Source organism: Hyphomonas atlantica corrig. (genome assembly GCF_000682715.1).
In the GTDB taxonomy this organism is placed as follows: domain Bacteria; phylum Pseudomonadota; class Alphaproteobacteria; order Caulobacterales; family Hyphomonadaceae; genus Hyphomonas; species Hyphomonas atlantica.
In genome coordinates this window covers 509,891-534,556 of the sequence record NZ_AWFH01000001.1, presented here as the reverse complement: position 1 = coordinate 534,556, position 24,666 = coordinate 509,891, and the positions used below count along the sequence as shown (strand labels likewise).

Genomic DNA, 24,666 nt, shown 5'->3' with positions numbered 1-24,666 from the left:
GCACACCAGTGCCCGGGTTCACCCAGTACCAAGCATAGAGAGGGTGTATGCAACAACTGGCTTACAAGGCATACGGCGAAGTAACGAGCCGTACTGCCAACACCGGACAGATTGAATACACCTTGTTTGAGGAGATCACTCAGGCCCTCAAAGCGGTTGATGCCGAAGAGCATCCCCAACCGACCATCTGGGCAGACGCCATTGATCGCAATATGAAGCTCTGGCAAATTCTTTCCACGGATCTCGTGAGTGACGAGAATCAGCTGGACCCGATGCTCAAGCGCAATCTGATTGCCCTGGCGGAATCTGTTCGCCGCATCAGCTATCACGTTCTTTCTCGTAAAGCAGAATTGTCCGAACTCATCGAGATTAACGAAATCATCATGCAGGGGCTGTCTGGTCAGGGATCAGCAACAGCAAGCGTGGCGGCAGAATAATGTCTGGACTCGTATTGAAACTTGCAGCAGGTGAACGTTTCGTCGTAAACGGAGCTACGCTCGAAAATGGCGATAAGCCCTCGACGGTGCGGGTGGTCGACGATGATGCTCGTATTCTCCGTTGTCGCGATGCGTTGCGACCTGCGGATGTTGATACGCCAACCAAGCGCATATACTACGCCATCCAGCTGATCATTACCGGTGATCTTCAGGAAGAGGAAGTTCTGCCTGCGATCATTGAAGAGTGCGGTCGATTGGAAGACGTGTTCGAAACAATCGACAAAAAACTGATTGCTGTTCTGCGCTCGATGCTTGGCCGAGGTAATTTCTATTCGGCTCTTTGCCATTTGCGAAATGTCATTGCCATTGAGGCGGAGCTGTTGAAACATGCGAACAGCCGCCAGTCGGCTGAACCCCACGCCCGGGTCGCCTGACATGGTGTATCAGCCGGTCATTCCCCTGGCAGGCTATGGCGGGTGGAAATTCTTGGAATCCACCTTCGACAAGCAGTTTGAGGGGTATTCGGATTCAGCCGGTGTAAAAAACGACCGCGCCTACTTCGAAGATAAGATGTCTTCGCCGATTTCGATGGAAGATTTTCTTTCGGATAAGCGGCTATTGAGAATTGCGCTCACCGCGTTCGATCTTGGTGGAGAAGAGTGGAAAGTTGGTTTCATTCGCCACGTCATGGAAGAGAATGCTGATCCCGAGAGCACCTTCCTCAAGCGATTGAACAATCAGTCCTATACAAACTTTGCGACAACGTTCGGATTGAACGATGGGATGATCTCCTTGTCGGCCGATACGATTTCGACATTGGCGGACGATTTTGAGCTTGCGGGCTTTCGCTCAGCCGTAGGCGAGGTCGACAACAACATGAAGCTCAGCCTGAACTATCAGGCAAAGATTGGTGAATTGGTTCGTGAAGGGTCCAGCGACTCGGCCAATCTCTACCGGATTCTCGGCGATGTTCCCGTTCGCACCATGTTGGAAACTGCGCTAAACTTGCCCACGTCCTGGCAAGAGCTAGACGTCGATCGCCAAGCCGAGATCCTCAAAGAACGGATGCTGAGTGTTTTCTCGATAAGCCGGGTTACGGACATTACAAATGAGGACGTTGTGGAAAAGGCGATACAGCGCTTCCACACGATGGACTCTATTCTGAATGGTCAGGAATCTCTGTCTTCCGGCTCTGTGGCGCTAACGCTGTTGAACAATGCTGCCGGCTTTGGTTCGTCTGCCAGTCAGAACTTGTTTCTCAGCATCGTATCGAGCGGTTAGTCTGACTTGCTTTCAGGCTGAGGGGACTCGCCCAGAAGAGAGCTGAGCCTCAAGAATGCGTCCGGAATATCCGCCGGATTCTTCTCTGAAACGAAAGCGTCCAGATCCGGATAGAGCCGGATCGCTCGATCGCCTGCAGCGTCATGACCCTTTTCATAAAGATTGGCGCGCAGCATCGGAGCAATCTCCTCAAATAGTGCGACGGTACGCCGGTAGTCTTTCAAGGTCAGGTTTTCCTCGGGCGTGGCGGCGTCTGGCAGGCACCGAGAGACGCTGCGCAAGACGTCTATCGCGGGATAGCGACCACGTTCTGATATTTCTCGCGATAGAATGATATGCCCGTCCAACACGCCGCGAACCATATCTGCAACCGGTTCTTCCATGTCGGACCCCGCTACGAGCACTGAGAAAATTGCCGTGATGTCACCACACCCGTGCGGGCCGGGTCCGGTGCGCTCCGCGATTTCGGCAATCGCGCGCACTGTTGACGGTGGGAAGGCGTTGAGCGCCGGTGTTTCACCTGCCGCCAGAGAGACTTCCCGGTGTGCTTCGGCGAAGCGCGTAATCGAGTCGAAAAGGAACAGGACCTGATGCCCCTCGTCACGGAAATGCTCAGCTGTGGCGATTGCGCACAAGGCAGCCCGTTTCTTGGCGCCGGGCGGATCATTCGCTGTCGCAGCCACAATGACCGTTCGGGACAGGATGGATGCAGGCAGGGTTTTCTGCACGAATTCGTTCACTTCGCGGCTGCGCTCGCCAATGAGTGCGATCACCACGCGGTCAGCTTTCACGCCCGCAGCCAGCGAGCCGAGGAAGGTTGATTTTCCTACGCCAGATCCTGCGAACAGGCCGAGGCGTTGGCCTTGGCAGATTGGCAGGAGGGTATCAGTGATCATCCATCCGGTGGATAATCGGTTGCCGAGGCTTTTCCGATTGGTGTTGGGCGGAGGCGGCGCGCGCAGCGTCCGGCGTGCCGTGTTGGGGGCAGGAGGCACACTCTCCAGTCCGGGTGATACGCCCCGATAGTCGATGATCTTGCCAAGCCAATGATCGCCGGGGTCGACATAGGCTTCCTGCTCCAGAAATGTCCGGTCTCCGATGCGGATGGCGTCGGACTCACCGTAGAGCATGGCTTTGACGTGCTCTCCCGTTACCGAGAGGACTTCGCCAAAAACTTCCCCCTGGCGGGTTTGAACGCGGATCTCATTGCCGAGCCTGGCGAATTCACTGATGCCCGCAAGTTGGACGAGACCCGGAGTCACCTCCGTTACCGTGCCCCAGATTCGGTACAATCGATCCGGAAAATTGGGTATTTCTCGCAACAAGTAAACAGATCCCGCTCATTCGTTAACCATTTCTTCAAGTTAGAACGGCTAATTTTCTAAACAGTTAATTAAGGGTGATTCCGTGTCGATTCTTAATCTGGACGTTCTGAGTGTCTACAGCGCTATGGCCCGCCACGCGGCGGAAAGCCAAAAGGTGTCTGCAACCAATATTGCGCACGCCAATGACCCGGGCTTCAAGGCCACTCAGGTAGAATCCTTTCAGGACTTTTTGGCGCGTGCTGCTGCAGGAACAGCAGACGAAACGGATCCCGTATTTCGGACATTCCAGAAAGAGATCGCGAACTCACCGAACGGAAATTCGGTCAATCTCGAAGTTGAAATGTTCAAGGCCGCCGAAGCGCAGGGGCAGCACGAGATGGCTTTGTCCGTCTACACAAAGTCGCTGGACCTGTTGCGGACCGCAATTGGCAGGAAGGGGTAAATCATGGACTCGTTGAAAGCCACGATGTTGCAGGCTGTGTCTGGTATGCAGCTGCAGTCAAAACGCATCGACATCACGTCGCAGAACGTCTCGAACGCTGATACGCCCGGGTATCGCCGGAAGGTGCTGACCATTGAGCAGGCCCCATCATCCGGTAGCGCGTTCATGCAGACACGCATCGATCTGGATGAGAGCGAAGGCGAGCGCCGATACGATCCAGCCAGTCCGATGTCTGATGCCGAGGGTTATGTCACGTCGTCGAACGTATCGCTTGTGACCGAAATGGCTGACATGCGTGAAGCAAATCGCAGCTATGAGGCGAACCTCAATTCGTTCCGTCAGGCGCGAAGCATGTACCAATCACTTCTTGATGTTCTCAGGCGCTAAGGGGAGGGCAGAATGTCCAATGTAAGTTTCAGCGCATATGCAGCGCTTGGCTCGGTTCAACCTACGAAGACACCGGAAAAGCCGGCGCAAGCTGAAGAGGGAAAGTCGTCGGGGCTCGCCGAGGGGTTCTCTACGTTCAAGGCCGCGCTACAGGATGCCGAGCAGGCCGCGATGCAGACGGCCGTGTCTGGCGCTGATCCCCATGCGATGGTGGAAGCGCTGGCGCAGGCGGAACTTGTTCTGGATGCAGCCGTGACGGTGCGCGACAAGGTCGTTGAAGCCTATCAGGAATTGCTCCGGATGCCGGTCTAACCAGGACAGGCACAGATGACCGAACTTGCCATCTTTGAAGTCTTGCGCGGAGCGCTGTGGGCGGCGGCGATGATGGCTCTGCCAATCCTCGCTGTTACATTGGTATTGGGTTTCGTGATTGGCTTGCTTCAGGCGCTTACCTCCATTCAGGAAATGACACTAACCTTCGTTCCCAAGATTCTGGCTGTGGTCGTCGTGTTCTTCCTGACGCTCGGCTACATGACCCGTATTTGCCTCGATTTTTTCAATAATACTGTCCTTCCGATGATCTCCCGATAGGGGCACCATGCCGACTTCACGCTTTTTCGACCTTTCGAAACCGACCGCCGTCATCGCCATCGGCCTGATGATGGTGATTTTGGTGATGGTGTTACCGGTTCCGGCCTGGGTAATGGACATTGGCCTGACCGCATCATTCGCCTTTGCGATCTTGATCTTCACGACGAGTATCTTCATCGAGAAGCCGCTGGACTTTTCATCATTCCCCAGTGTCTTGCTGGCCAGTCTCGTACTTCGTCTGGCGCTCAATGTCTCTTCCACCAAACTGATCATCAGTGAAGGGCATACCGGCACGAATGCGGCGGGAGGGGTCATCGAAGGGTTCGCCATGTTCATCATGGGCGGGAATCTGTTCGTCGGATTGGTTGTGTTCGCGGTTTTGGTAATTGTGAACTTCATGGTCATCACAAAAGGTGCTGGTCGCATGGCGGAAGTCGGGGCGCGCTTTGCCTTGGATGCTATGCCAGGCAAGCAAATGGCGATCGATTCCGATCTTGCCGTGGGCGCCATCAGCCACGAAGAAGCGCGCAATCGCCGCCAAAAGGAACAGGAAGAAGCGTCCTTCCTCGGATCTCTCGATGGTGCCTCCAAATTCGTGAAGGGCGACGCAATAGCAGGGCTGTTGATTACGGCGCTGAATCTGGTGGCCGGTATTGGCTTCGGAATTGTCGCCCATGGACTCAGCTTCACCCAGGCGCTCAGCAACTATTCCATTCTCACCGTTGGTGACGGTCTTGTCTCCCAGATTCCGGCCGTGATCGTTTCGGTTTCCGCTGCGTTGCTTCTCGCCAAGGGGCGTGAAGACGGCGCCATTGATCTTGCGCTTGGCGCGCAATTGGGCGGCAACGCCACGTCCCTGATGATTGTTGCCGGCATTCTCGGCGCGTTTGCGCTCTTCCCCGGCCTTCCATTCATCCCGTTCATGCTGGCTGCCGCTGCCTTCGCCACGGCCTCCTTCTACATTCGCAGTCGCGAACGCGAAAAGGCCGCGCAAGCTGAAGCGGAAGAAGTTGAGGCCCCACAAACCAGCCTCGTGATAGGAGACTCCATCCACTCTGATGAAATTCATCTGGAAGTCGCTCCGGACCTTGTCGGCATGGTGCTTCAAGGGGCAGGGGGCTTCGAAAGCCGCATCGACAAGATTCGCCGTTACATTGCGGAGGAATACGGCTTCGTCCTTCCGTCGATCCGCATGACGGACAATCCGACCTTGAGCAAGAACGAGTACCGAATTCGAATTCAAGGTGTGCGTGTTGATAGCGGACTTGTGCGCCCCGGCTCACTGCTGGCTTTGATGGAAGATTCCCAGCTGCCGCATTTGCAAGGCGAAAAGGTCAAGGAACCGGTTTACAAGGCCGCCGCGCGCTGGCTGCCGAGCACAAAGAAGCAGGAGCTTGCTGCTTCAGGTATTCCGGCGATCGAGCCTACGGAAGTGTTGGCGACCCATATGCTCGAAGTTATTCAGGCCAACTTTACCCTCGTCTTTACGCGTATGGTCATGCTCGACACGCTGGATGCGCTGACACACATCAGCGACACGGAGCGCGCGGCCTCCAACCGCCGGTTCCTCGACGAGTACATACCAGGGAAGGTTACGCCGGAATTGCTCCTTTCGGTCTTGCGCCTTCTACTCGAAGAGCGCGTTTCAATCCGGAATCTGTTCCTGATCGTGGAGACCATCGCGGAAGTGAAGTCGCAATCCAGTGCGCCTTCTCGCATTGTGGAGCTTGTGCGCCAACGACTTGGATTCCAGATCGTTGATCGTTTGCAGGATGGCCAAGGGCGCCTGCCCCTGCTGCAGCTCTCTACAAACTGGGAGCAGAAATTCAATGAGCACGAGATATCTCGCGAAGACGGTGGGTCTGACATAGCATTGCCGCCGGAAATGTTTGGCGAGCTGACGGCAGCCGTGCAGGCCAAGCTGAATGAGATGGCGCAGAAGGGGGTTGTTGCATCGGTAGCGACCTCTTCCCGTCGTCGGCGGTTCTTGCAGACCGTGCTCGCCAGCAAGGGCGTGCGTAACGCTGTGCTGGCCTATGAAGAGATCGGGTCCAAAAGCAAGCCGTATATCGTCGGCGTGGTGTGATGCTGGAGCAGCTGCCATTTGGGCCGCAGCTTTCCGCTTGGATCATCATGTTCATGTTGATCGTAGGCAGGTTGACCTTCGTCGTCTTTCTCATGCCCGGTATCGGCGATCAAACTGTTCCAGCGCGCGTTCGCTTGTCCCTTCTTTTGGGGGCGGCGATGCTGTTTGCAATGTCAGGACTTGTCAGTCCACCAACCGATTTATCCATCGGAAATTTTGTTGGGTTGTTGGGCGCGGAGATTATCATTGGCCTGGGCCTTGGCGTCCTGTTGAGAACGACAATCTGGATTCTCAACATGGCGGGTGCGTTGATTGCGCAGTCCATCGGCCTGTCCCAGATGCTGGGTATCGCTCTGGATACAGAGGCGCAAACAGTCACATCGAACCTTCTCGCTTTGGCAGGTGCTGTCCTGCTCTTGTCGGCTGACTACCATGTCAGCGTGTTCGTTCGCATGGCTGAAGTGTATTCCGAAATTCCCGTTGGCGCACTGGCTCAGTTCGATCAAGGTTTCGTCATTGACGGCATGCTGAATGCTGTAAAGTTCGCTGTATTGATCGCTTGGCCTTTCGTGGCGATCAACTTGCTCTACAACATCTCACTGGGCTTCATCAACAAGGCCTTGCCGTCCCTCATGGTGGCGTTTGTGGGCGCCCCCTTCATGATCGGTGCGGGGTTTGTCTTGTTGGCCATATCAATATCAACAATACTGATGGTCTGGATGGATCGCGTGTCCGGTTCTATAGGGTGGTGGTGAGGTGAGGCATGGCTGAAGATCAGTCTGGTGGTGGAGAAAAGGAGTTTGAAGCCACTGAACAGCGGCGCAGGGAAGCGCGCCGTGAGGGCAATATTCCTCAGTCCAAGGAAGCGAATACGTTCGCCCTCTTTGCAGGAATCGTAATTTCCGCAATCGTCTTCAGCGCGATTGTTGCCGGTGCAATGTTCAACGAGTTCTCGTCTCTCATGTACCATGCCGATAGTTACGCATCGGATGTCTTCACGTCAGACGGCAGCGCTACGCGCAGCTGGCTTGTGCGGATCCTAGTCTCGCTGACGCCCATCTTTGCCATTCTCGTTGCGCTCGTGCTCGGGACATTGATTATTCAGCAAGCGGTCGCTTTTTCCTTCAAGAAAATCAAACCCGAGTTCAACAAGATTTCGCCCGCCGAGAACTTGAAGAAGAAGTATGGTGCGAAAGGAATTCTCGATTTCCTCAAAGACATGGCGAAGATGCTGTTCGCGGGCGGTTTGGCCGCGGTATTCCTGTATGGATTTGCTCAGCATTACTACGCCAGCAGTGCGGTAGAACTTGGGCAGTTCTTCAATTTCACATTCAGCCAGGTGCTTACCCTGTTCCTGATCTTCGGCGCCTTTCAGTTCGCCTTGGCCGCGATTGACCTTCCGCTGCAGCGTCAGCTGCATGCGAACAAGCTGAAAATGAGCCGTGAAGAAATCAAGAAAGAGCAGAAGCAAAGTGAAGGCGACCCTCAGCTCAAGCAGAAGCGTCGTGAAAAAGCATCCAGCATGAGTCGAAACCAGATGATGCAGAATGTGAAGACTGCGACCGTCGTCATGGTGAACCCAGAGCACTATGCCGTCGCACTCAAATGGGATCCGGAAGGCGACCGCGCTCCCGTCTGCGTGGCCAAGGGTGTTGATCACCTCGCCGCCAAGATTCGAGAAACGGCAATTGCCAATGACGTTCCAATCTACCGGGATCCGCCTTCGACCCGCTCAATCTATCGACTTGTGGACATTGATGAAGAAATCCACCCGGATCATTTTGCAGCCGTGGCTGCTGCGATCAGTTTTGTTGACCGGGTCCGGAAAGAGGGGCGGGGATCTTGATGTTGAAGGCCGATCAAACACTCTCCAGGATAGTCGCCCTGAAACGCCAGAAGGCGGAGCAATCCCTCGCTCTAATGCAGGCATCGCTTCGGCAATCACGAGAGAAACTGGTGGAGTTGGAAACCGAGCTCGCCCGCGCGAACGATATTGGGCTGGACTTTGAAATGTTGAAGCTCGCGAACCAGAACGGTCACATCCGCCGAATGCTTCACGACATGGAGCGAGTGCGCGGCGAAATTGCTATCATTGAAGGCCGACTGGAAGACGCCAGAGAGGCGCTAAAGCAGATTTTGATGTCGGAAGACGAGTTATCACGAATAAACGTGGCGAGACGTTCAGCGTAAAGCTCTTCTACGCGGCATGCGAGTCAAGCAAGCCGGACTCCACCCGATTCCGCCCATTGCTCTTGGCAAGGTAGAGCTTCTTGTCGGCCTGTTCTATCAGGTCCGCACTCGACGTGCCCGGGCTGAAACGGGCGAGGCCAAATGAGGCCGTGATGTCTCCAATTGGTGTCTTCGTCCCTTTCAGAACCAATCGGCGTTCGCTCATCTGAACCCGGATTCGATCAATCAGCTGTGTCGCCGCGGTAAGGTTCGTCGCCGGCAGGATAATGGCGAACTCTTCACCGCCATAGCGGGCCACCAGATCCTGCCCCTTGATATTGCTCGTAATGACAGAGGCAAAGATCTTCAGGATCTCATCTCCGACCCGATGGCCAAATGTGTCGTTTACACGTTTAAAGTGATCGAGGTCTGCAATCGCTAGGCACAGTTCGGATTGTTGTTTTGACGCGGAGTCGATCTCTGCGGACAGGCGCATGTCAAAGGCGCGGCGATTGTAGATCTTTGTCAGAGGGTCGCGCAGGCTCTCATTCCGAACGGTTTCCAGTTCTTTCTGAAGACGTTCGATCTGTCGTTTTGATTCCTGCAACCCCTCAATAAGATGATGGCTCTGTTCACTCATGCGCTGGTTCTCGGACAGCAGGCGCGTGATTGCGGCGGACACAGGCGCAGTAGAGTCCGAGTTCGAAACCGCTTGCTGGATTTGTTTCAGGGCGAGTTCAAATTGGTCGCTATTTTCTACGCCGGTCCCGACCAGGTCCAGGACGCTGGATAATTGCTGTTCGACTTCACGGCCGATGCCTTCGCGTTTTTCGGCATCATCGCTGCCACCGAGGTGCATATTATAGACTTGGTCGATTTCGTATTGGCTGAAGGAACCGCGTTCCAGCATTTCATTGACGGCGATAACGACGCTTTCGTCAGATTGCGCAGCATAGGCGTACATCAGGGCAAAAGTATTCGGCAGGGGCGGTGTGCCATATTCAGTTATCAGCTCGCAGGCCGAATTTGCATGAGCATATGACTTCGCAAATGCCTGCTGATGTTCCGGGCATTGAAATACAGGCGTTTTACTATCGCTCATTTTCTGGAACCGTCCCCATCGGTTACTGCCAATCGAATGGAAACTTACATGCGTGATGTTCAAATATAGTTAAATTGACTTGCGAACCCTTACAAATACTGGCGATCCCGGCGCGATTCGAACGCGCGACCTACAGATTAGGAATCTGTTGCTCTATCCTGCTGAGCTACGGGACCGCAGGGTTGAGGTGGCTATACGGCAATTGCTGCCTGGATTGAAGTTAGCAATCTCTGGTCTTAATCTGCAATGGAAATTGGCGATCGCGGGGAGCCCGCACGAGATCAGGTGAGGGGTGGCGTGCGCGCGATCGGGGCGATTTGGTTGATTTTACTTGTTGCGGCATGTGGCGCGCGCGGTCCATTGGAAGATTTGGAGCCTGGGGAACGTGGCCGGGTTGTACGCGTGGTGGATGGGGACACAATTGTGCTGGATACCGGCCAAAGTGTACGACTCGTCGGTATCGAGGCGCCATCCGGTGGATTTGGAGACCGCGACCCGCAGCCCTTCCACACAGAAGCCAAACGCATGATGGAAGACATGGTACTTGGCCGTCAGGTCCAGCTTCATTATGGCGGTCTGACGCGGGACAGGTATGATCGTGCCTTGGCGCACGCAGAAACGGTTGATGCCTTGGGGCCCAGATTCTGGCTTAACGCTGAAATCGTTAAGCGCGGCGGTGCCCGGGTTCGGGTCTATCCGGACACGTCAGCTGCCAATGCTCCTCTATTTGATCTAGAGCGGGACGCGCGCGAAAATTCTGTCGGCATGTGGAGCACACGCGAGTATCGCATACCCCACGCCACAGATTTGCCGGACACGTTTGACGGGTTTCAGCTCATATATGGAAATGTTGCTGACATGCAGGGTTCAGACGGTTTCGGCGCCGTATGCGATCTGTCTCTGGAGGGCTCGCATCTTCGTTTGCAAATACAGGTGCCGGCCGCGGGGCATTGTCAAAGCGCGCTGGGCGCAAATGTACTTGCCCGCGGTTATGTGCGCGATCGTGTGATGGAGATATCGGACAAACTGAACTTGCAAATTATGTCGGCGCCACCTGACTAGGTGCCAGGCAACAGACCCGCTTCGTCCGGGTCGCCGACAATACGCTCTAGCGCGCGGCGGAGCTTGCCCAATGCCTGATGCTCAATTTGCCGTACACGCTCTTTCGAGATGCCCAGTTCGTGGCCGAGTGTCTCAAGCGTGACGGAATCCTCACATAGTCGTCGTTGCATGATGATGTGAGTTTCGCGAGGATTGAGCGCTTTCAGGGCGTTGGCGATCCATTCCTTGCGCCGTGAGGAGTCGTGTGACTCCATCACTTGCTGTTCTGGAATTGCCGACTCGTCCGGCAGCAGGTCCTGCCATTCTCCATCTCCATCTTCGGCCATCGGGGCGTTCAGTGAGCGGTCTGATGCGGAGAGGCGAGACGCCATATTCTCAACATCTCGTTCAGGCACGCCCAGATGCTCCGCAATCCATGCGCGATTTTCCTTGGTCATCACGCCATCACCCGTGTCATCAATCCGGGCACGCAGACGACGCAAATTGAAGAAAAGCGATTTTTGGGAAGAGGTAGTCCCCGTCCGGACGATCGACCAGTTGCGAAGAACGAAGTCCTGTATGGAAGACCGAATCCACCAACTGGCATAGGTCGAGAAGCGAACTTTACGGTCAGGCTCAAACCGGGCGGCCGCCATCATCAGGCCAACATTCCCTTCCGAGACGAGATCTGGCATGGGCAGGCCATAGTGGCGGAATTTTGATGCCATCGCGATGACAAGGCGAAGATAGGCGCGAGTCAGTTCGTGCAAGGCCTTTTCATCTTCCTGCTCGCGCCAGCGTCTTGCAAGTTCCAGCTCATGCTCAGCTTCCAGCATGGGGGCTTTCATGGCTTTCTTGACGTAAGACCGGTCTGCAGGTCCGTTGGAGCTGTAGGCGTTCGCCATGACGGGTCATCTCCTTCTGCGACAAGGCATGCTGCCAAACTATCACAGTCTCTACGGACAAGAGCGCGGACCGGATCAACTTCGTTCCCAAAATTGATCACATTCTAGCGAGTGGAGGTGCAAAGCAGGGGGCTGGTCAGGCTTGACCGCGTGCGCCGCGCTTTTGTAACGTTCGAACGAAACGGGAACGAGGTGTCGCTCATGACGGATATGAACAGTGTTGATGAGGCCATGACGCGCGCGGCTGAAATCGTTCGCGGGACACAGCGCCTGTTGGCCGGGCTCGGCTTTTTCGGCGTGACGGAGCTGAGCCTGGCAAACAACCGTCGCGCGGATATCGCCGCGCTGGGGCCGTCCGGAGAGGTCTGGATGGTGGAGGTGAAATCCTCGATTGCTGACTTCCGATCAGATTCCAAGTGGCCTGAATACATGCCGTATTGCGATCAGCTCTATTTCGCGGTGGCGGATGATTTCCCGCAGGAATTGATCCCGGATGAGACTGGCTTGATTGTGGCAGATGCCTTCGGAGGGGCGATCATTCGCGAGTCTCCGGAAGACAAGCTGCCGGCGGCACAGCGAAAGGCAATGACCCTTCGCCTAGCGCGACTCGCGGCGATGCGTTTGACGCAGACGACAGATACTGGCTGGACGGCGGCATCCGGCTTGCTTACCTGAGGCGCATGAGCAACGCTTTTCCCATTGCGGTACGACTGGAAGACGCCCTGAAGCCCGGCGTGAAAGCGGCGCGTACGCGCGCGGCTGCTGAAGCCCTGGTCCCAGACCAGACGATCGAGTCGCTCGAGACCGAATGGCTGAATGTGACCGAGGAAGAAGCCGCAGCCTATCTGGCAGTGCAGTCTGATGAGTCTGGACCACATGGTCATCTTCAGAAGTACGAAGACAATGAGGGCAATCTGGTTCTGGCTGTGACCTGGTGGAAGCTGGTTGATCAGGCAGACATCATGCCGCTTCCGAAAACACGCAAGAAAAAACCGGCGACTGAGAAGCCGCCGGTCGAAGATCATACAGATGATCTCTATTTTCGGTCTGGTCGGACCAAGACGCGCCGGAAGCGCTACATTGACCCCCGACAGCTGGACCTGTTCAAGAACGTCTAGATCAGGCCCTTTACCGTCTCGGCAACGTTCTCGGCCGTGATGCCGAAATGCTCGTACAGTTTCTGGTAAGGCGCGCTTGCACCGAAACTGTCCATGCCGACAAAGCCGCCCTTCGGGCCAATCCAGCGATCCCAGCCAAAGCGGACGCCCGCTTCAACGGCGACTTTTGGCAGGTCGCCGCCAAGTGTCTCTTGCTGGTACTTTTCGTCCTGCTGCGCGAACAGTTCCATGCATGGCATGGAGACGACGCGCACATGGATTTTTTCCTTCGCCAGCTCGGCTTGAGCCTGAAGCGCGATTTCGACTTCAGACCCTGTCGCGATCAGGACGGCTGCTTCGCGAGACTTCACCTTCGATGGCGAGAGGACGTAGCCGCCCAATGCGCTGAGGTTTTCGTCTGTGTGCTCCGTGCGTGCCGGGCTGAGGCCCTGACGCGTCAGCGCCATCGTGGATGGGCCGTCTGCGTGGCCGACAGCCACTTCCCAGCATTCAGCCGTTTCGACACCGTCTGCCGGGCGGAAGACCAGCATGTTTGGCATTGCGCGAAGCGAGGCGACTTGTTCCACCGGCTGGTGCGTCGGACCGTCTTCGCCAAGGCCAATGGAATCGTGCGTCATCACATGGATAACGCGAGTGCCCATCAAGGCGCCGAGGCGGATGGCTGCGCGGCTATAGTCTGCGAAGACCAGGAACGTGCCAGAATAGGGGATGATGCCGCCGTGCAGCGACATCCCGTTCATTGCGGCGGCCATACCATGCTCGCGCACCCCATAATGCACGTAGCGGCCTGACCAGTCGGATGGGGTCATCGGCTTGGTTTCGGCCGTCTTGGTGTTGTTGGAGCCGGTCAGGTCCGCGGACCCACCAACCGTTTCGGGCACCAGATGCGTGATGACTTCCAGCGCGGCGCCGCTCCATTGGCGGGTAGCTTTCTTCTCGCCCCCTTCAACAACAGCCTTCTTGTGCTTGTTGATCGCTTTGGAGAGATTCTTCGGCAGGCGACCGGCCATTGCCGCATTGAACTCGCCCTTGTGCGGCGAGGCCATCTGGCGCTCTTTCCATGCCTTGCGGGCGTCGACGCCGCGTTCACCGACCTTTTTCCAGGCCTTCTCGATATCTGCGGGGACTTCAAACGGCTCATGCGGCCAGCCGATATTCTCGCGAATGCCAGCGATTTCTTCGGCGCCGTAAGGGCCGCCATGTGCCTTGCCGGTGCCGGCAATCTTGGGGGCACCATAGCCGATAATGGTTTTCACGGCGAGGAAGACAGGCTGCTTCTGTTTCTGAGCCCATTTCAATGCGGCTTCGATGTCTTTCTCATCATGGCCGTCAACCTTGCGGGTGACCCAGCCGGACGCTTCAAAGCGGGCGCACTGATCTGTTGAATCGGCCACATCGATGTTGCCGTCGATGGTGACGGAGTTGTCGTCCCAAAGAACGATCAGGCGGTTCAATTTCATGTGGCCAGCAAGCGTGATGGCTTCCTGGCTGACGCCTTCCATCAAGCAGCCATCACCGGCGATCACATAGGTTTTGTGGTCAACCAACTCGTCGCCGAAGCGCGCATTCAGGTGACGCTCAGCCATCGCCATGCCAACAGCTGTCGCAATGCCCTGGCCAAGCGGACCGGTTGTTGTTTCAACGCCTTTGGTGACGAAGTTTTCCGGGTGGCCCGGCGTATTCGCGCCCAGCTGGCGGAAATTGCGAATGTCGTCGCGGCTGACGGATTTGTAGCCGCTGAGGTGCAGTAGCGAGTAGACCAACATTGAGCCGTGTCCGGCGGACAGGATGAACCGGTCACGGTCCGGCCAGTCTGGCTGGGAGGCGTCGAATTTCAGGAATTTCCGGAACAGGACCGTTGCGGCATCTGCCATGCCGAGCGGCAGGCCGACATGTCCGGATTTGGCCGCCTCAACGGCATCCATGGAAAGTGCGCGGATGGCATTGGCCATGTCGCGGTTCGTGACAGCCATTCTGCTGATCTCCTTTGGTTTGCGGGAGTCCTAGGCCAGACTAAGCCCGTTGCGTCAAGTCGCTTGGCTGATTGAGATAATACCGTTACTTCATTGTGTATATGAGTGAAATCGACCCTGCTATTCGCCAATTGGATGAGGCGCTCACACGATTCGAGTCGGCGCTCGACAGTTTGCTGGCGCGCGCGGGTGATCCGGATGTGATCAAGGCTGAACTCGCGGCCCTTGCGCGCGACCGGTCCGACCTTGCTGAACAGCTGGATGCGTCTTTGGCCAGAGAGCGGGAATTGCAGGCCCTCGCCGATGAGGCGAGCGCAGCGCTCGGTGCTGCAATCGAAGAGGTCAAATCTGCCATCGGGCAACAGGGGCAGGGCGATGGCTAAAGCTGACATTCAATTGCGCGGCCGGTCGTATTCAATCGCCTGCGCGCCCGGACAGGAGAGCCGTATTGAAGCGCTCTCGAAACAGCTCGACACACGGGTCAAGCAGATTGAAGGTGCAGTTGGCGATATCGGCGAAGAACGCTTGCTGCTGATCACGGCGCTGGCATTGCTGGACGAACTGGACACCGCGAAACGAACCGGGCCGGGCACGGCATTCAGCGAGGCACGGGCGGCCGAAGCGCTCGTGAAGGCGGCCAGCCGCATCACATCCCTCGCCGAGCGGATGGAAACTGGCAAATGATCGCCGCGACGCTTTGCGCATGGCCTTCCAGTTGCTGCGCCCTATGCTCTGGTCTCTACGCTGCTTGAAAGGCTGCCCATGCAAACCGTTTTGATGACTGGATTTTATATTGCGCTGGTGGCGCTCCTTGTTGTGCTGGGCCTTGGCATTGCGAACATTGCCCGTTCTGACGACAAGCAGGCGAGCCGATCCAACAAATTGATGCGCTTGCGTATTCTGGTGCAGGCTGTGGTGATCGTCATTCTCGTGGCGCTGGGCGTTACTGTCGGCGCGATCAAGATCGGTTTCTAGAGGCGCCAATGGTCAAGCTCGACAAGATCTACACGCGCTCAGGCGACAAGGGTAAGACCCGTTTGTCGACAGGTGAGCCGGTCGACAAATGGCATCCCCGCGTTGTCGCCTACGGAACGGTGGACGAAACCAATGCGGCGCTCGGTGTCGCGGCGTTGAAAGCAGATGGCGACATGCTGACGGCCATCCGCCGTATCCAGAACGATCTGTTTGACCTCGGAGCAGACCTTGCCACACCGGACAGGGGCAAGCCTCTGGAATGGACCCCTTTGCGCATCATCGAAAGCCAGGTTCAGCGCCTGGAGACAGAAATCGACGCGATGAATGAAGCGCTCGCGCCGCTCGACAGTTTCATTCTGCCGGGGGGCAGTGAACTGGCCGCCTACCTCCATGTGGCCCGCACCCTTTGCCGCCGCGCAGAGCGGGAGGTTGCTGAACTCCACGCGATGGAAGACGAGATCGTCAGCGCTGAAGCTCTGGCTTACATCAATCGGCTGTCTGACTGGATTTTTGTTGCGGGGCGCGTCGCCAACAATAATGGTGCGAACGATGTAAAATGGGTGCCGGGCGCGAACCGCTAGCTCGCGGGCGCTCTAGAACCGATCCAGCAAGCGTCGCAGATATTCGCGCTCTTCGGGATCGTCGGACTGATTGTAGCGCTCACGCAGCTCTTCTAGAATGTCCTTGGCGCGTTGGCGTTCGGTCGCATCCGGAACATTGACTTCTTCGCCATTATTGCCGGGTCCGCCGGTCGCACGGCCGAACGGGTCGCTTTGCTGAGAGTCCTGTCCGCGGCGTTCCCGTTCCAGCGCATCGAGACTTGCAGCCATGTCCCGCGCGATCTCCGACAGCGTGTTCGTGGCCCTTTCCTGATTGCGCGCGGCACTGCGCTCATCGCCGCGTTCAAGCGCGTTTTCCGCCAATCTCTGGGCGCGTCGAATGTCTTCCAGCGCTTCGGGATCCACGAGGCCGGCAAGGGCATCTTCGCCGCTGCCGGTTTCCCCGAGGCCGTGCTCGCGGGCGAATTCTTCAACCATACGACCAAGGCGGGCTTGCCGCTCAGCAAGAGTTTCGGATTGTCCGGGGCCTGACCCTTCGCTTTCATTGCCTTCGGCAAATTCGCCGCCATCCGATCCCGGGCGTTCGCCATTCTCGTTCCCGCCGCCTTGTGGGGCTTCCGTCTGGCCGCTCTGACCTTCGCCACCACCAGCTTGTCCTGTGTCCTGACCTTGTTGGGATCCAGACTGCTGGCCTGGCTGTTGCCCGCCCTGTTCCTGGCCGGATTGCCCGGGTCGTTCGCCGCGCTCCTGGGCGAGTGTATCGTCGCTTAGTTGGCGCTGTTCCCGCAGGATTTCGGACAGGCGACGCATGGCATCCGTCAGTTCCTGTTCTTCCTGGGGTAGGTCGTCTTCTTCGCCATCTGCCTGTTGTCCCGGCATGCCGGGCATTCCTCCGGAGCCGGATTGACCGCGTTGGAATTCCAGATTCTGCAGCATGTTTGTGATATCAGACAGAAGCTGGCGCGCCTGATCCGTTGCGCCTGTCTCTGTCAAATCCTGAAGCGCATTCAGCATGTCTTCGAAATCCTGACCGCCAAGGTTCGGCCCGCTGGCCATGGCTTCCTGATCGGATTGCATCTGCGGCTGCTCTTCTCCATTGGCGATGGCTTCCGCCATCTTCGCAGCGAGGTATTCGTTCGCCGCATCCCGGAAGGCTTCCATGCGCTGCTTGATTTCATCCTCAGACGCCCCGTCTCGCAAGGCTTGCTCAAGTGCGCGCCGCGCTGCTTCCAGTCGGCGCAGGGCATCGGCGGCGCTGCCATACTCTGACTTGAGGGCTAGCGCCCAGAGCAGGGGGTCAACTTGCTCGGCTTCTTCCTTCGTGCCCGCAGCCTGCAGAATACTCTTCGCAGTGCGGAATGTGAGGTAGACACCCTGGTCTGGAATGTAGCGTTCGCCTTTGTAGGTCATCGCATCCAGCATCAGCGCAGCCTTCTGGATATCTGGCGGGGCCGTGTCCAGACGGTTTGCAGCGGTCACATTGAGCGCATCCTGCTGCAGCGCGGTCTCGTTTCGTGACAATTCTTCATAGTCTCTCGGTTCTCTCAGAACCGTGACACGGACTTCCTGAGCCACGCGGGCGATCGGATCGAGGAACAGTTTTTCAGGCAACGTGAAATCCAGCGGCTCGCTGAGCCCGGTCTGGCCCGCGCCGTCTGTCGCGACCAATTGCATCTCCACAGGCAGCCCCGCCCAGCGATGCCGCGTCAGGTCCAGTTGGGTGATGTCTTCTGCCGAAGTCGGTGCCACTCCGGGCAGCGGAACGGGCATGTAATCTGCTTCGTCTGGCGCAGCGGGATTCGGTGTTTGCAAGCTGATCTTGAGTTCGAGGGAATCCACGCCATAGTCATCCGTGACCGACCAGGCGATCTCCGTTCGATCCAGCCGTCCCCGTTCGGGCGCCTTCACAAAGGTTGCAATCGGGGCGTCATCTGGTGACGTCAGCAGGCGCCAGGCCGCGCGTTCCCCCCACCAACGGACCGACAGGCGGGTATCTTCCATGATCCGTGCACGCGCTTCGAATGCCCCATCCGGTGTGGGCGCGAATGTCTGCTTGAGCGTCTTCTCGCCCTTCAGGATGAGTTTCGGCGCGCTGTGTGCATCCGTGCGGAGGGTGACTTCAGACCCCTCCGGTACACGCACATTCTGCAGGCCGGGTGTCAGGAAGATCGGCGCGCGCCCGGTATGGTCGGGCGGAGTAATCCACGCTTCGACCACCATATTGTCCGCGCCAACAAGGGCGCCATAGTCCGGAAAGAGAGCCCTTTGCAGGCGGGATGCCGCATCATTGCCTGCCAGAACTGTCAGAAGGATCAGAGCTGCGGGCAGGGCGGCGCGCATCCAGTAAGGATCGAGCCGTCCCCACTCACGCGCCAGTGACGGCAAGCGCAGGCGGGATACTTCTTCCAGCAGTCTCGCGCGATGTTTCTGCCAAAGCCCCTGGGAGTCACGATGCGTCGCTGCGGGTCGATCCGTCAGCGAAGAGACAGGTCGCAGGTCGGATTGCCGGTCCAGAACACGCGCGGCATCTTCCCGGCTGACCGGTGTGAAACGGCGCCCGCCCTGCAGGATGAAGAATACCGATCCGACGAGGAAGATAAGTGTAGCGATCGCCGCAAGCGAGGCCGTCATCCGGTCGATGAGGCCTGCCAGTGCGATCGCCAGAAAAATCGCGGCAAAAGTCAGGAAAGGCCAGAAGGCCTTGAAAAAGGCATAGACCGTCAGCTTCCGCCGTGTCGCGGAAACCTTGGCATTGAGTGCCTTCATGCCTTTTGCGTCAGCCAATCGGGAACCTTTTCAAGGGCGATCATTTCTTCAAATTCCGGACGGCGGCGAACCACATCAAAGGATGACCCGTTCACCAGAACTTCCGGAACCAGCGGCCTTGCATTGTAGGTCGAAGACAGCACAGCGCCATAGGCACCTGCAGACATGAACGCGATCCGCTGGCCGGGGCGGAGCGCTGTCAGTTCACGCGCCTTGGCAAACTTGTCCGTCGACTCGCAAATCGGCCCGACCACATCATAGGTCTTGCGCTCTGCACCCGCGCCAGCTTGCTTGATGGGCAGGATGTCGTGATGCGCATCGTACAGCGCCGGGCGCATCAGATCGTTCATGCCGGCATCGATGATCAGGAAATCCGTCTCAGGTGCGGCTTTCTCATAGAGAACCGTGCTCAGCATCACCCCGGCATTGCCCGTGATCACACGGCCCGGCTCCAGAATGACCTGAACGCCAAGGTCCTGCGTCACGTCCGCGATCATAGCGGCATAGTCGGATGGGGGCGCCGGGGCGTCGTCTTCCTTGTAAGGAATCCCAAGGCCACCCCCCAGATCGATACGGCTGATTTCGTGCCCCGCGTCTCGCAGACGCTTGGTCAGGCCGACAACTTTCTCGAATGCGGCGCGCATCGGGACGAGATCACCAATCTGGCTGCCGATATGCACGTCCACACCGACTACCTTGATACCGGGCAAGGTTGCCGCCTCGGCGTAGAGGTCTTCGGCGTCGCTCCACGGCACACCAAACTTGTCGCCCTTCTTGCCGGTCGAAATATTAGGGTGGCCTCCCGCGGCAACGTCTGGATTGACCCGGATGGCAACAGGCGCGTCTGTGCCCAGCATCGTGGCAACTTCGGACAGGCGGCGCAGTTCTGCGGCGCTTTCGACATTGAACTGGTGAATCCCGGCTTGTAGCGCCAGACGCATCTCTTCGGCGGTCTTGCCAACACCTGAAAACACGATCCGATCCGCCGGAATGCCAGCACGCATCGCGCGCTGCAGCTCGCCGCCGCTGACGACATCCGCGCCGCACCCTTCCTGCGCCAGAGTCGAGAGGACGCCCAGATTGCCGTTCGACTTTACCGAATAGGCGATCAGGCAGTCCTGTCCTTCAAAGGCGGAAGCAATCACGCGTGCGTGGCGGACCAGGGTTGCAGATGAATAGACATAACAGGGCGTACCGACTTCGTCGGCGATCTGCTCAAGGTTCACACCTTCGCAGTGAAGGCAGCCATCCTGATAGGTAAAGTGATGCATAAATTATTCGATCTCACCGAGCGCGCCATTGTCGATAGGCGTTGTGGGTTTGGCATCCGGGACGATACCGCCCCATTGGTTGACGACCGGTCCTTCCGGTTCTGCTGTGTCGAGGGCCGTTGCCACCGTTACTGGTTCAACAGGCTCAGCCGGGGCAACAGCTTCCACGACCAGGGTTTCCGGTTGGCTCTGGCAGGCAGCGGCGAGGCACATGGCGACCAGACCGGCGCCCCAGCGCGCGGTCTTTACAGGTTTGGAAAACGTCATGGAAAACTCCTTACGCGCCGCCGAGCAATTCATCGTCAGCGTCCGGGGCTGCGTCTTCGTCTTCCCGGTCTGGCAGGTCAGGAAGATTGGTCTGGTTCTGGTTTGGCAATTCCGCAGGCTCCAGGTCCCCGCTCGGCTCGCCCCAGAGCGGATCGGGACGCTTCAGGTCTCCGGTCAGCCCACAGGCGGCCAGATTGGCAGACGCCAGAACGGCGGCGACAAATAGAAGAGGGCGTTTCATCAATGACTACTCCAGTCGAAGTCTCTGTTTCCACTGTGCCACTTGTTCGGCGACGCGAACAGGGCTTGTAGCGCCATAAGATGTCCGAGATGAGGCAGACGCCTCAACGGTCAGCACGCCGAAGACGGCATCAGTAATTCCACCATGCACGGCCTGCATCTCTGCCAGAGACAAATCGGCCAGATCGCAGCCCTTTTCCTCTGCTTTCGCAACGAGCGTTCCGGTGACGTGATGGGCATCCCGGAAGGGCAGGCCAAGCTCTCGCACCAGCCAGTCTGCCAGATCGGTGGCTGTAGAGAATCCCTTGGCGGCAGCGGCGCGCATATTCTCGGGCTTGAAGCCGATCGTGTCGATCATGCCGGTCATCGCCTGAATGCAGAGATTGTAGGTGTCAAAGGCTTCAAAGGTCAGACGCTTGTCGTCCTGAAGGTCTTTTGCATAAGCCAGCGGCAGCGCTTTCACTGCGCCTTGCAGCGCCGCGTAGAGCCCGGTGATCAGGCTGGCCTTCGCGCGGATCAGTTCGGCGGCATCCGGGTTGCGCTTCTGCGGCATGATGGAGGAGCCGGTCGACCACGCGTCCGTCAGCTGGGCAAAGCCGAATTGCGCGCTCGTCCAGAGCACGATCTCTTCTGCCAGGCGCGAAAGGTGGGTCGCTGCGATGGAAAGGGCCGCGAGCGCCTCCAGCGCGAAATCACGGGCCGAAACCGCGTCCAGCGAATTTGCCATCGGGCGTGCAAAGCCGAGCGCATCGGCGGTCATGTCACGATCAATCGGGAAGCCTGTACCCGCGAGCGCTGCGGATCCAAGCGGGCACTCATTCAGGCGCTCCGCACAATCCAGCAGGCGGGAGCGGTCACGTTCCAGCATCTCGACATAGGCCAGCAAATGATGGCCCAGCGTGACAGGCTGCGCGGTCTGAAGGTGGGTGAAGCCCGGCATGATCGTCTCAGTGTGCTCACCCGCGCGCTTCACCAGTGCAGCCTGCAGGCCAGCCACGAGCAGACTCGCTTCGTCCAGCGCGCCGCGTGTCCACAGGCGAAAGTCCGTGACGACCTGATCATTGCGCGAGCGCGCTGTGTGAAGTCGACCGGCTGGCTCCCCGATCAGTTCCTTGAGGCGCGCTTCCACGTTCATGTGGATGTCTTCGAGCTCTCGGCGGAAGGGGAAGGTTCCGGCTTTCAGCTCTTCAGTGATCGCATCGAGCCCGCCCTGAATGGCTTCATTGTCCTCAGCCGAAATAATGCCCATTTCGGCCAGCATGTCAGCGTGTGCCCGGCTGCCTGCAATATCTTCGGATGCCATCCGCCGATCAATATCCAGAGAGGCGTTGATGTCTTCCATGATGTCGGATGGGGTCGCGGCAAAGCGTCCGCCCCACATTGTCTGGCCTTTGCCTGTCGTCACTGCCATATCCTTCGAACTTGAATTGGAGACCCGTGCCCCATGACCCGTCTGGCCTATATCGCCCTCTTCTTGGTGGGCCTGATCGCAATTGTCTATGCGCTGATGAGCGCAGGGAGCGGAAAAGCTTCAGATAACCGGCTGGAAGCCTTCGCGCGAGGGGAAATCGAGAAGCTGGACTTCTCAAAGGCCGGAACGCCCGCCGCCTCGTCGCCCTTCTACCGGCAAGACGGCACTCCGGTAACCCTGCAGGCCTATCAGGGCAAGGTCGTGCTGGTGAATTTCTGGGCCACCTGGTGCGCACCCTGCGAAAAGGAGATGCCCTCGTTGGGCGCATTGCAGACAGCGCGGGGCGGCGACCGGTTTGAAGTCGTGGCGATCAGTGTCGATTCCGAGGAGGACCGGGACTATGCCGCGCAGAGGCTCGGGGAACTGGGCGCGAGCAACATCACTTTCCACATTGCGACGCCGGAACAGTATGAAATTGTCTATGATAGCGGCGCTCAGGGATTCCCGACGACGATCCTGTACGATGAAGCTGGTCTCGAGATTGCCCGGCTGGCTGGCGATGCCGACTGGAGTTCGATAGAGGCGGTCGGGTTTATTGATGCCCTTCTAAAGGATTGAGGCCGCTAGGCGCGCGCGGGCGATCTGCGTGCCGATGGCAGGCTCGGGCGCAACGGCGTCGGCGTCTACCGGACCTTCATCAGGCCACATCCGCACCAATATCTCCAGTTCCAGCAGGAGATCATCTCCGTCTTCGATCTGGCGGGCGATGTCACGGGCGATGACCGCGTAGCCATATGACGCCTGATAGGCGAGGGGGCGCTCAATGGCGGCGTCCAACACGCCAGCGGCGTAGGAGTCAGAGCACTGTTCCAGCAGGAACAGGATCTGATCCAGCGGCCTTGTGCCGGTTTCAGCGATCACGTCCAGAATGTGGGCTTCCGCTTCTGACGGATCAGCGCTTGTTTCAGTTTCGCCTGTGGGGTCTGTCGGAAAATCGTCAAACGCTGCGGGTTCAAACCCAAATGCTTCAAAACCGGCGCGTTCTGTCGCCGAGCCATCAGTCGTCAGGCGGCCGAAATGCGATGTGGCAGCTTCGCGGTCGCCAGCACGATATAGCGCGGCCCCGGCTGCAACGTGACCTGACAAGACGAGAACACGCTTTTCCGCCGGCAACACACGAATGCCGGCAGGCGTCCTGATTTCATCCAGACCAAGCGGGCGATCCGTGACGACGGGCGCCTTCGTCTCTGCGCTCGGCATTTTCTGGGTCTGCGGGGGAGGGGGATCCAGCGCGTCGCACGCCGCAAGTCCGGACAGGATCAGAGGCGCAATCGCCAGGCGCAAATTGAACATCGGCATCAATTCCTCATGGCTTCCTGGGCAAGCCTAGGCAGTGTTCACTCGAGGGGCAAGCTGAGCGAAGGCTTACGGGCTCAACGGGGCGGTATTGGATGCGGGACGCCGGGGCGCACACCAGTCCGGCTTTGGGGCACCGCCATCATAATCCCAAACCTGGTGCGTGCCTTCGGCCACCAAGCGTGCAGCGAGGTCTTCGCCATTGATGCTGAGATCGACCACCTGCCGCTTGTACCGGTCCGGCCCGTAGTCACGCGTCACCTTGATATCCGCGTCGCGCGTCAGTTCGAGCACTTTCTCCTTGGCGATATAGCCAAGCTCACGCTCGGACTCGCACTCTGCGCCGCCAATCTGTTTCAGGCTTCGGGTTTCTGGTGCGTCCACGCCATGCAGGCGGAATTTGGTGCCATCCGGAAGGCGCCCGGAATCACCATCTGACCAATAGACCAGGCCGTCCTGGTCAATCGTGGCCTGTGCTGCCAGGGCAACCGCTCCGGCCAGTCCGGCGAGAATCGTCACGGAATACAAGAGGGATTTGACCTGACCGCCGCGCAGCATGCTTTGTGCCTCCTTGGAATTGGAGGGCACGCTCGCTTGGACGGGTTAAGTGGTGGTTAATCCGTCGGTCCTGCCGCGACATTCAGATATGGTGGGATCAACAGAAAAACCCCGGCCAAAAGGCCGGGGCTTTCCACTGTACGCATCATGCGAAGCGAAGGACGCTTACATGAAGCCTTTGAACTTGTCTTTGAAGCGCGACACGCGGCCACCGCGGTCCAGCATCTTGCCGTCGCCGCCGGTCCATGCCGGGTGCGATTTGGAGTCGATATCCAGAACAAGGCGGTCGCCTTCGCTGCCATAGGTGGAGCGTGTCTGGTATTCGGTGCCATCGGTCATCACCACGGTGATGAAGTGATAGTCGGGATGACCTTCTTTTTTCATGGCCTTCGCCTCTCTTGAACT

Annotated in this window: 31 protein-coding genes and 1 tRNA gene; 19 read left to right on the top strand and 13 right to left on the bottom strand. The window is 57.9% G+C overall.

The features are described 5' to 3' along the window. Positions 1-47 precede the first annotated feature (47 nt). From HY36_RS02660 to HY36_RS02650, 3 genes are read left to right on the top strand one after another with little or no spacing between them, the layout of a single operon-like run. A complete protein-coding gene (locus HY36_RS02660; protein ID WP_051602416.1) occupies positions 48-437 on the top strand; it encodes a flagellar biosynthesis regulator FlaF in 390 nt (129 codons plus the stop codon). Continuing rightward, a complete protein-coding gene (locus tag HY36_RS02655; protein ID WP_035547802.1) occupies positions 437-871 on the top strand; it encodes a flagellar biosynthesis repressor FlbT in 435 nt (144 codons plus the stop codon). The genes HY36_RS02660 and HY36_RS02655 overlap by 1 nt, the downstream gene beginning before the upstream one ends. Then, positions 825-1,718 carry a DUF1217 domain-containing protein gene (locus HY36_RS02650; protein WP_241764128.1) on the top strand — a complete coding sequence of 298 codons (894 nt, stop codon included), beginning with the start codon at positions 825-827 and terminating at the stop codon, positions 1,716-1,718. The genes HY36_RS02655 and HY36_RS02650 overlap by 47 nt, the downstream gene beginning before the upstream one ends. Here HY36_RS02650 and HY36_RS02645 read toward each other — a convergent pair. Beyond that, the gene (locus HY36_RS02645; RefSeq protein WP_035547796.1) at positions 1,715-3,043 is read right to left on the bottom strand and encodes a FliI/YscN family ATPase; all 1,329 of its coding nucleotides are present in this window, start codon (positions 3,041-3,043) and stop codon (positions 1,715-1,717) included. The genes HY36_RS02650 and HY36_RS02645 overlap by 4 nt on opposite strands. An 82-nt stretch (positions 3,044-3,125) precedes the next feature. On the opposite strand from HY36_RS02645, the gene HY36_RS02640 reads away from it, so the two are divergent. From HY36_RS02640 to HY36_RS02605, 8 genes are read left to right on the top strand one after another with little or no spacing between them, the layout of a single operon-like run. Next, the gene (locus HY36_RS02640) at positions 3,126-3,485 is read left to right on the top strand and encodes a flagellar biosynthesis protein FlgB (RefSeq protein ID WP_241764127.1); all 360 of its coding nucleotides are present in this window, start codon (positions 3,126-3,128) and stop codon (positions 3,483-3,485) included. A gap of 3 nt (positions 3,486-3,488) precedes the next feature. Next, the gene (locus HY36_RS02635; RefSeq protein ID WP_035547793.1) at positions 3,489-3,872 is read left to right on the top strand and encodes a flagellar basal body rod C-terminal domain-containing protein; all 384 of its coding nucleotides are present in this window, start codon (positions 3,489-3,491) and stop codon (positions 3,870-3,872) included. Between the two features lie 12 nt (positions 3,873-3,884). Further along, positions 3,885-4,184 (top strand): flagellar hook-basal body complex protein FliE, encoded by a 300-nt coding sequence (locus HY36_RS02630; protein ID WP_035547790.1) that lies wholly within the window; start codon positions 3,885-3,887, stop codon positions 4,182-4,184. 15 nt (positions 4,185-4,199) lie between these two features. Beyond that, positions 4,200-4,463 (top strand): flagellar biosynthetic protein FliQ, encoded by a 264-nt coding sequence (locus tag HY36_RS02625; protein ID WP_035547787.1) that lies wholly within the window; start codon positions 4,200-4,202, stop codon positions 4,461-4,463. Positions 4,464-4,470: 7 nt separating this feature from the next. Further along, positions 4,471-6,549, top strand: coding sequence for a flagellar biosynthesis protein FlhA (locus HY36_RS02620; protein WP_035547784.1), 2,079 nt, complete (start codon positions 4,471-4,473; stop codon positions 6,547-6,549). Between the two features lie 53 nt (positions 6,550-6,602). After that, positions 6,603-7,304, top strand: coding sequence for a flagellar biosynthetic protein FliR (locus HY36_RS02615; RefSeq protein WP_241764126.1), 702 nt, complete (start codon positions 6,603-6,605; stop codon positions 7,302-7,304). Positions 7,305-7,312: 8 nt separating this feature from the next. Further along, positions 7,313-8,395: an EscU/YscU/HrcU family type III secretion system export apparatus switch protein gene (locus HY36_RS02610; protein WP_035547782.1), complete on the top strand. Its 1,083-nt coding sequence runs from the start codon at positions 7,313-7,315 to the stop codon at positions 8,393-8,395. Further along, positions 8,395-8,739 (top strand): hypothetical protein, encoded by a 345-nt coding sequence (locus HY36_RS02605; protein WP_035547779.1) that lies wholly within the window; start codon positions 8,395-8,397, stop codon positions 8,737-8,739. The genes HY36_RS02610 and HY36_RS02605 overlap by 1 nt, the downstream gene beginning before the upstream one ends. A gap of 7 nt (positions 8,740-8,746) precedes the next feature. Here HY36_RS02605 and HY36_RS02600 read toward each other — a convergent pair whose 3' ends face one another. Together HY36_RS02600 and HY36_RS02595 are read right to left on the bottom strand one after the other, a co-directional pair. Beyond that, positions 8,747-9,820 (bottom strand): GGDEF domain-containing protein, encoded by a 1,074-nt coding sequence (locus HY36_RS02600; RefSeq protein ID WP_035547776.1) that lies wholly within the window; start codon positions 9,818-9,820, stop codon positions 8,747-8,749. Positions 9,821-9,919: 99 nt separating this feature from the next. Then, positions 9,920-9,996: transfer RNA gene (locus HY36_RS02595), tRNA-Arg, on the bottom strand. A 70-nt stretch (positions 9,997-10,066) separates the two neighbouring features. On the opposite strand from HY36_RS02595, the gene HY36_RS17580 reads away from it, so the two are divergent. Continuing rightward, on the top strand, positions 10,067-10,882 hold the full coding sequence (locus tag HY36_RS17580; protein WP_051602413.1) for a thermonuclease family protein: 816 nt from the start codon (positions 10,067-10,069) through the stop codon (positions 10,880-10,882). On the opposite strand, the gene HY36_RS02585 is transcribed toward HY36_RS17580, so the two are convergent. Next, positions 10,879-11,766 (bottom strand): RNA polymerase factor sigma-32, encoded by an 888-nt coding sequence (locus HY36_RS02585; RefSeq protein WP_035547773.1) that lies wholly within the window; start codon positions 11,764-11,766, stop codon positions 10,879-10,881. The genes HY36_RS17580 and HY36_RS02585 overlap by 4 nt on opposite strands. Before the next feature lie 201 nt (positions 11,767-11,967). Here HY36_RS02585 and HY36_RS02580 point away from each other — a divergent pair, with 201 nt between their 5' ends. Further along, positions 11,968-12,441, top strand: a complete 474-nt coding sequence (locus HY36_RS02580) for an MmcB family DNA repair protein (RefSeq protein WP_035548342.1) — start codon at positions 11,968-11,970, stop codon at positions 12,439-12,441. A gap of 5 nt (positions 12,442-12,446) precedes the next feature. Further along, on the top strand, positions 12,447-12,884 hold the full coding sequence (locus HY36_RS02575; RefSeq protein WP_035547769.1) for a hypothetical protein: 438 nt from the start codon (positions 12,447-12,449) through the stop codon (positions 12,882-12,884). Here HY36_RS02575 and tkt read toward each other — a convergent pair. Continuing rightward, complete coding sequence (gene tkt, locus HY36_RS02570) at positions 12,881-14,866, bottom strand: transketolase (protein ID WP_272982564.1); 1,986 nt, start codon at positions 14,864-14,866, stop codon at positions 12,881-12,883. The two genes, HY36_RS02575 and tkt, sit on opposite strands and share 4 nt — an antisense overlap. Positions 14,867-14,958: 92 nt before the next feature. Here tkt and HY36_RS02565 point away from each other — a divergent pair, with 92 nt between their 5' ends. The 4 genes from HY36_RS02565 to HY36_RS02550 all read left to right on the top strand — a co-directional run bounded on the left by HY36_RS02565 (position 14,959) and on the right by HY36_RS02550 (position 16,413). Further along, the gene (locus HY36_RS02565) at positions 14,959-15,240 is read left to right on the top strand and encodes a DUF4164 family protein (protein ID WP_035547764.1); all 282 of its coding nucleotides are present in this window, start codon (positions 14,959-14,961) and stop codon (positions 15,238-15,240) included. Further along, the gene (locus HY36_RS02560; protein WP_035547761.1) at positions 15,233-15,541 is read left to right on the top strand and encodes a cell division protein ZapA; all 309 of its coding nucleotides are present in this window, start codon (positions 15,233-15,235) and stop codon (positions 15,539-15,541) included. Before HY36_RS02565 ends, HY36_RS02560 begins: the two co-directional genes overlap by 8 nt. Positions 15,542-15,634: 93 nt before the next feature. Continuing rightward, positions 15,635-15,832 (top strand): HIG1 domain-containing protein, encoded by a 198-nt coding sequence (locus HY36_RS02555; RefSeq protein WP_241764125.1) that lies wholly within the window; start codon positions 15,635-15,637, stop codon positions 15,830-15,832. 8 nt (positions 15,833-15,840) lie between these two features. Next, positions 15,841-16,413, top strand: coding sequence for a cob(I)yrinic acid a,c-diamide adenosyltransferase (locus HY36_RS02550; RefSeq protein WP_035547755.1), 573 nt, complete (start codon positions 15,841-15,843; stop codon positions 16,411-16,413). Between the two features lie 12 nt (positions 16,414-16,425). Here the strand turns inward: HY36_RS02550 and HY36_RS02545 are convergent, their stop codons facing one another. From HY36_RS02545 to argH, 5 genes are read right to left on the bottom strand one after another with little or no spacing between them, the layout of a single operon-like run. Then, entirely contained in the window at positions 16,426-19,176 is a 2,751-nt protein-coding gene (locus tag HY36_RS02545) for a DUF4175 domain-containing protein (RefSeq protein WP_155841644.1), read from the bottom strand. Then, positions 19,155-20,429, bottom strand: coding sequence for a diaminopimelate decarboxylase (gene lysA / locus HY36_RS02540; protein ID WP_035547749.1), 1,275 nt, complete (start codon positions 20,427-20,429; stop codon positions 19,155-19,157). The genes HY36_RS02545 and lysA overlap by 22 nt, the downstream gene beginning before the upstream one ends. A gap of 3 nt (positions 20,430-20,432) precedes the next feature. After that, entirely contained in the window at positions 20,433-20,696 is a 264-nt protein-coding gene (locus HY36_RS02535; protein ID WP_035547746.1) for a hypothetical protein, read from the bottom strand. 10 nt (positions 20,697-20,706) lie between these two features. Further along, positions 20,707-20,937: an LPS translocon maturation chaperone LptM gene (lptM, locus tag HY36_RS02530; protein WP_035547744.1), complete on the bottom strand. Its 231-nt coding sequence runs from the start codon at positions 20,935-20,937 to the stop codon at positions 20,707-20,709. Positions 20,938-20,943: 6 nt separating this feature from the next. Then, entirely contained in the window at positions 20,944-22,347 is a 1,404-nt protein-coding gene (gene argH / locus HY36_RS02525; RefSeq protein WP_035547742.1) for an argininosuccinate lyase, read from the bottom strand. Between the two features lie 33 nt (positions 22,348-22,380). Between argH and HY36_RS02520 the strand changes: the two genes are divergently transcribed. Next, positions 22,381-22,965, top strand: a complete 585-nt coding sequence (locus HY36_RS02520; RefSeq protein ID WP_035547739.1) for a TlpA family protein disulfide reductase — start codon at positions 22,381-22,383, stop codon at positions 22,963-22,965. Here HY36_RS02520 and HY36_RS02515 read toward each other — a convergent pair. The 3 genes from HY36_RS02515 to rpmE all read right to left on the bottom strand — a co-directional run bounded on the left by HY36_RS02515 (position 22,954) and on the right by rpmE (position 24,645). Then, on the bottom strand, positions 22,954-23,700 hold the full coding sequence (locus HY36_RS02515) for a hypothetical protein (RefSeq protein ID WP_035547737.1): 747 nt from the start codon (positions 23,698-23,700) through the stop codon (positions 22,954-22,956). The genes HY36_RS02520 and HY36_RS02515 overlap by 12 nt on opposite strands. Positions 23,701-23,772: 72 nt before the next feature. Continuing rightward, positions 23,773-24,261 (bottom strand): thermonuclease family protein, encoded by a 489-nt coding sequence (locus HY36_RS02510; RefSeq protein ID WP_035547734.1) that lies wholly within the window; start codon positions 24,259-24,261, stop codon positions 23,773-23,775. Positions 24,262-24,426: 165 nt separating this feature from the next. Next, positions 24,427-24,645, bottom strand: a complete 219-nt coding sequence (rpmE, locus tag HY36_RS02505; RefSeq protein ID WP_027838126.1) for a 50S ribosomal protein L31 — start codon at positions 24,643-24,645, stop codon at positions 24,427-24,429. Positions 24,646-24,666 lie beyond the last annotated feature (21 nt).

Bases quoted from the DNA above. Each gene is read 5' to 3' on its own strand.
- HY36_RS02660 (WP_051602416.1), top strand. From the start codon at position 48: ATGCAACAACTGGCTTACAAGGCATACGGCGAAGTAACGAGCCGTACT.
- HY36_RS02655 (WP_035547802.1), top strand. From the start codon at position 437: ATGTCTGGACTCGTATTGAAACTTGCAGCAGGTGAACGTTTCGTCGTA.
- HY36_RS02650 (WP_241764128.1), top strand. From the start codon at position 825: ATGCGAACAGCCGCCAGTCGGCTGAACCCCACGCCCGGGTCGCCTGAC.
- HY36_RS02635 (WP_035547793.1), top strand. From the start codon at position 3,489: ATGGACTCGTTGAAAGCCACGATGTTGCAGGCTGTGTCTGGTATGCAG.
- HY36_RS02630 (WP_035547790.1), top strand. From the start codon at position 3,885: ATGTCCAATGTAAGTTTCAGCGCATATGCAGCGCTTGGCTCGGTTCAA.
- HY36_RS02625 (WP_035547787.1), top strand. From the start codon at position 4,200: ATGACCGAACTTGCCATCTTTGAAGTCTTGCGCGGAGCGCTGTGGGCG.
- HY36_RS02620 (WP_035547784.1), top strand. From the start codon at position 4,471: ATGCCGACTTCACGCTTTTTCGACCTTTCGAAACCGACCGCCGTCATC.
- HY36_RS02615 (WP_241764126.1), top strand. From the start codon at position 6,603: ATGTTGATCGTAGGCAGGTTGACCTTCGTCGTCTTTCTCATGCCCGGT.
- HY36_RS02610 (WP_035547782.1), top strand. From the start codon at position 7,313: ATGGCTGAAGATCAGTCTGGTGGTGGAGAAAAGGAGTTTGAAGCCACT.
- HY36_RS02605 (WP_035547779.1), top strand. From the start codon at position 8,395: ATGTTGAAGGCCGATCAAACACTCTCCAGGATAGTCGCCCTGAAACGC.
- HY36_RS02600 (WP_035547776.1), bottom strand. From the start codon at position 9,820: ATGAGCGATAGTAAAACGCCTGTATTTCAATGCCCGGAACATCAGCAG.
- HY36_RS17580 (WP_051602413.1), top strand. From the start codon at position 10,067: ATGGAAATTGGCGATCGCGGGGAGCCCGCACGAGATCAGGTGAGGGGT.
- HY36_RS02585 (WP_035547773.1), bottom strand. From the start codon at position 11,766: ATGGCGAACGCCTACAGCTCCAACGGACCTGCAGACCGGTCTTACGTC.
- HY36_RS02580 (WP_035548342.1), top strand. From the start codon at position 11,968: ATGACGGATATGAACAGTGTTGATGAGGCCATGACGCGCGCGGCTGAA.
- HY36_RS02575 (WP_035547769.1), top strand. From the start codon at position 12,447: ATGAGCAACGCTTTTCCCATTGCGGTACGACTGGAAGACGCCCTGAAG.
- HY36_RS02565 (WP_035547764.1), top strand. From the start codon at position 14,959: ATGAGTGAAATCGACCCTGCTATTCGCCAATTGGATGAGGCGCTCACA.
- HY36_RS02560 (WP_035547761.1), top strand. From the start codon at position 15,233: ATGGCTAAAGCTGACATTCAATTGCGCGGCCGGTCGTATTCAATCGCC.
- HY36_RS02555 (WP_241764125.1), top strand. From the start codon at position 15,635: ATGACTGGATTTTATATTGCGCTGGTGGCGCTCCTTGTTGTGCTGGGC.
- HY36_RS02550 (WP_035547755.1), top strand. From the start codon at position 15,841: ATGGTCAAGCTCGACAAGATCTACACGCGCTCAGGCGACAAGGGTAAG.
- lysA (WP_035547749.1), bottom strand. From the start codon at position 20,429: ATGCATCACTTTACCTATCAGGATGGCTGCCTTCACTGCGAAGGTGTG.
- HY36_RS02535 (WP_035547746.1), bottom strand. From the start codon at position 20,696: ATGACGTTTTCCAAACCTGTAAAGACCGCGCGCTGGGGCGCCGGTCTG.
- lptM (WP_035547744.1), bottom strand. From the start codon at position 20,937: ATGAAACGCCCTCTTCTATTTGTCGCCGCCGTTCTGGCGTCTGCCAAT.
- argH (WP_035547742.1), bottom strand. From the start codon at position 22,347: ATGGCAGTGACGACAGGCAAAGGCCAGACAATGTGGGGCGGACGCTTT.
- HY36_RS02520 (WP_035547739.1), top strand. From the start codon at position 22,381: ATGACCCGTCTGGCCTATATCGCCCTCTTCTTGGTGGGCCTGATCGCA.
- HY36_RS02515 (WP_035547737.1), bottom strand. From the start codon at position 23,700: ATGTTCAATTTGCGCCTGGCGATTGCGCCTCTGATCCTGTCCGGACTT.
- HY36_RS02510 (WP_035547734.1), bottom strand. From the start codon at position 24,261: ATGCTGCGCGGCGGTCAGGTCAAATCCCTCTTGTATTCCGTGACGATT.
- rpmE (WP_027838126.1), bottom strand. From the start codon at position 24,645: ATGAAAAAAGAAGGTCATCCCGACTATCACTTCATCACCGTGGTGATG.